The organism is Pseudarthrobacter enclensis (genome assembly GCF_030811655.1).
GTDB lineage: Bacteria > Actinomycetota > Actinomycetes > Actinomycetales > Micrococcaceae > Arthrobacter > Arthrobacter enclensis_A.
This window is the reverse complement of record NZ_JAUSRE010000046.1, coordinates 1-3,585: the sequence shown is the minus strand read 5'-3', so window position 1 is coordinate 3,585 and position 3,585 is coordinate 1. Positions and strand designations below refer to the sequence as shown.

At 61.4% G+C, this 3,585-nt stretch carries 4 protein-coding genes; 3 read left to right on the top strand and 1 reads right to left on the bottom strand.

All coding sequences use genetic code 11. From position 1 onward, the window contains the following. Positions 1 to 186 precede the first annotated feature (186 nt). The 3 genes from J2X98_RS22055 (at position 187) to J2X98_RS22045 (ending at position 3,131) form a co-directional block, all read left to right on the top strand. Complete coding sequence (locus J2X98_RS22055) at positions 187 to 1,311, top strand: tyrosine-type recombinase/integrase (protein WP_307312641.1); 1,125 nt, start codon at positions 187 to 189, stop codon at positions 1,309 to 1,311. Then, a complete protein-coding gene (locus J2X98_RS22050) occupies positions 1,304 to 1,657 on the top strand; it encodes a helix-turn-helix domain-containing protein (RefSeq protein WP_307312639.1) in 354 nt (117 codons plus the stop codon). The genes J2X98_RS22055 and J2X98_RS22050 overlap by 8 nt, the downstream gene beginning before the upstream one ends. Before the next feature lie 337 nt (positions 1,658 to 1,994). Then, complete coding sequence (locus J2X98_RS22045; RefSeq protein ID WP_307312637.1) at positions 1,995 to 3,131, top strand: Fis family transcriptional regulator; 1,137 nt, start codon at positions 1,995 to 1,997, stop codon at positions 3,129 to 3,131. A gap of 36 nt (positions 3,132 to 3,167) precedes the next feature. Here the strand turns inward: J2X98_RS22045 and J2X98_RS22040 are convergent, their stop codons facing one another. Further along, positions 3,168 to 3,368, bottom strand: coding sequence for a hypothetical protein (locus tag J2X98_RS22040; protein ID WP_236820718.1), 201 nt, complete (start codon positions 3,366 to 3,368; stop codon positions 3,168 to 3,170). Between the last annotated feature and the right edge of the window lie 217 nt (positions 3,369 to 3,585).

Here is a 3,585-nt window from a genome sequence, read left to right as displayed (position 1 = left end):
TTAAAGTACGGGAGTAGAAGTAGCTGCGAGAACTCCCTTCCCTTGACGAATCCAGCGTTTCCGCAGGTCAACAGGGCTTTGCTGGTAACGCGCGCTCCTCACGCCGACGGCTGAATTTGCCCTTGGATCGCTTATGGCTGTAGGTTTCCTGCATCTAATGCATGTTTCCATGGTTTAGGGGTCGTTGTGAGTGGTGCCGGTCCAGGTTTCGTCCCGCGGATGCTGGTGGATCCGGACATTGGGCTGTTCAGGGCTGATGAACGGGTTTTCACTGCCATGCTCGATGGCTGGCGGGCGCAGATGCTGGCACGCGGCCTCACGACTCAGACCATCAAGCAGCGCTGCCAGCTGCTGGAGCGTTTTCAGCGCTTTACGGGTGAATTTCCGTGGCAATGGCGCCCCGCCGACATTGAGGACTTCCTGGCCGATCTGCGCTCGGGCGAGAAACCGATCAGTCTGAAGACGTTGCGCTCGTACAGCAACGCCGTGGCGATGTTCTGCTCTTACCTGACGCATCCTGGCTATGGGTGGGGCGAGTTCTGCGAACGGACATTCGGCGATATTCCGAGCCAGATCTGCTTCGAGTGGAACACGCCACGGCACACCACCGATGATGCCGTCCCGGCTAAGAAGCGGTCCTTCACCAAGGCGGAACTGCAGCGCCTTTTCGACTACATCGATGACCTTGTCGACAGGGAATACGCCGCTGGCAGCAAGCGTTGGTTGCCCCTGTTCCGCGACTCGGTGGCGTTCAAAGTCTGTTACGCCTATGGGCTTCGCCGACGCGAAATGACCATGCTGGACCTGGAAGACTTCGGCCCGAACCCGCACGTCAGCGACTACGGCCGGTTCGGAGCAGTCCAGGTTCGGTTCGCCAAAGGTACGGCAGGCTCGGGACCCAGGCGGCGCACCGTGTTGACCGTGCCGGAGTTCGACTGGGTCGTGGACCAGCTCAAGACCTGGACAGCCGGCGGCATGAGGCAGCAGTTCCCGACAGCTGACAGGTCTTCGGCTCTTTGGCCGAGCGAACGTGGCGCCCGGATGTCCCTGGGCTCTTTCGGGGATGCGTTCGCCGCTGCCCGGGATGCCGTCGGCCTGCCCCAGGAGCTGGGTCTGCATTGCCTCAGGCATTCCTACGTGACCCACCTGATCGAAGCCGGCTACGACGCGGCCTTCGTGCAGACTCAGGTTGGCCACTCCTACGCCTCGACCACCGGGCTCTACACCTCGGTATCGTCGGACTTCAAGCAGAAAACCGTGCAGCAGATGATTGCACGCCGCATCACGAACTTGGAGGACCCAGATGCCTGAACAGCGCCGGATCGGCTACCGCTGGAACCTGCGAGCCCTGATGGCAAAGCAGAACCTCTGGAAGACCACCGAACTGATGCCGCTCCTGAAATCCCGTGGCATCAGCCTCTCCGAAAGTCAGGTCTACAGGCTGGTCACCTCCACGCCGGAGCGCATTCCGGCAAGGACATTCGCCGCGCTCTGCGACATCCTGGACTGCACACCCAACGACCTGTTCGAACCATTCGTGGAGATGCGCGCCGCGGCGACAGCGAATGCCCCGAAGCGCAGTGAAGACCTCGGCATCGAACCAGGCAACCCCATCGCACGACGTGTCCGCCTCGTCGCTTCTGAGGACGGTGAGTAGGCCACGCAAAGCAGAGGACCCGATCCGCTGGCCGGTTCCCTGCAGTCGCTGCGGTCAGCACCATCAAACCGTCGCGCGCTGGCCAGACGGCGGCGTTTGCGGCTACTGCTATCAGCAGGCAAAGCGCACCCGTGGAGTCTGCGCCTGCGGCCATGAAGGTGTTCTTCCGGGAATTATCGATGAGGAGCCGGCATGCCGCAGCTGCTCGGGCGTTCGGCTCAACGTCGACTGTGTGGGCTGCGGCGCCGAAGACGAACTTTACAGTGGTGGACGCTGCTGGACCTGCGTCCTCGGCGACATCGTAGACGACCTGCTTACAGACCCAGCTACGGGAGTCATGGCCACGGAACTGATCCCGCTGGCGGCGGCACTGAAGTCAATGAAACGGGCCAACAGCGGCATGACCTGGATCCGGCAAAAGCACGTCACGGCCTTCCTTCGTAACCTCGCTACCGCACCCAAAATCAGTCACGACACCTTCGATGAACTGCCCGACTCCCGCACCCGCGAGTACGTCCGAGGGCTCCTCATCGAACACGGGGTGCTCCCCCAGCGAAATGCGTTCCTGATTCGCTACGAAAGCTGGGCCACCCAAGCCATGGAACGCGTCAGCGACCCACAGAACCTTGACGTGATCCGCCGCTACATCCGATGGCATCACCAGCGACGCATGAACCTCATGGACGAAGTCCCCCGCGGCACCTTCCTGCGCGCCAAACAGGAAGTCACCGTCGCCATCGACCTCCTGAACTGGCTCACCGGTCATGACATCAAACTGCCGGAACTGCAGCAGTCCCACCTTGATGTATGGCAATCCGAGGGGCCCACGACGAGACGCATCGCTGAGCGCTTCCTCAAATGGGCCATCAAAACCAAGGCCGCCCCAGCGGGGCTCACCATCGTCCCGCACCGCCGCGGCACCAGCCCAAGACTCCCCAAGATCGGGCAAGACAAAGCGCTCCAACAAATCATCCACACCAACGCACTGGAGACCCGTGACCGGGCCGCCGCGATCCTCATCCTCGTCTTCGGACAACAAGCCGAAAACATCGCCCGGCTGACCTGGGACGACGTCACAGTCACTGAAGACTTAGTCACCATCCAACTCGGAACCACCAAAATTGCGCTGCCGGACCCGTTAGCCCAGCCATGGCGGGAGCTCGCCGCAAACCCAGGCCACGAACTGACCGCAGCACACCCCAACACCAAGTGGGTATTCCGCGGAACATCACCCGGACGCCACATCCACCCAGGGCACCTCACAACCCGACTCAGCAAGCTCTTCAACACCCGAGCCGCGCGACTCGGAACACTCCACGAACTCACCAAACTCGCACCCGTGGCCATCATCGCCGAAACCCTCGGCTACTCCCCGACTACCATCGAACGCCACGCCACCGACTCGGCATCCGCCTATGCCCGGTACATCGCAGCAGTAAACGAGTCCGTCCTGCACGAAAGCCCGAGAAACTAGAACGGCTCCGTCTCGCTTGCGTCCGTGAGGACATACCTAAAGCTGCCGGCCCCGACGATCCCAGTCCTGGCGACGGGCTTCTTCCTCGTCCCAGAAATGACCGTCGTAGTGGCGCACATAGAGCAGATAGGCGGTGAAGACCGCGCAGATAATCAGCATTGCCAGCATGAGGTAAAGAAAGGGACCCCAAGCTTGATTCCACCGGAATGCAATTTGCACGATTGCGTTTACGGCCATGAAGGACACCATGACCAGCTGCCAGCGAAATCCGCCCCGCGTCATACGCGGGTCAAGGCGATTCCGACCCTCAGGCATATTCGGAGCCTACAGCCGGAGGAGCTTTCTGTCATGAGCTAACACCGGCCCCGCCACCGAGCAGTATGAGTGCCGTTCACCGTCGGCAAATCACGGAGGCGGCTACTCCCGTCCCATGAATACCCGTGCATGCCAGTTG

What these genes read in the sequence shown, in the direction of transcription:
- J2X98_RS22050 (WP_307312639.1), top strand. Translation starts at nt 1,304, where the DNA reads ATGCCTGAACAGCGCCGGATCGGCTACCGCTGGAACCTGCGAGCCCTG.
- J2X98_RS22045 (WP_307312637.1), top strand. Translation starts at nt 1,995, where the DNA reads ATGGCCACGGAACTGATCCCGCTGGCGGCGGCACTGAAGTCAATGAAA.
- J2X98_RS22040 (WP_236820718.1), bottom strand. Translation starts at nt 3,368, where the DNA reads ATGGCCGTAAACGCAATCGTGCAAATTGCATTCCGGTGGAATCAAGCT.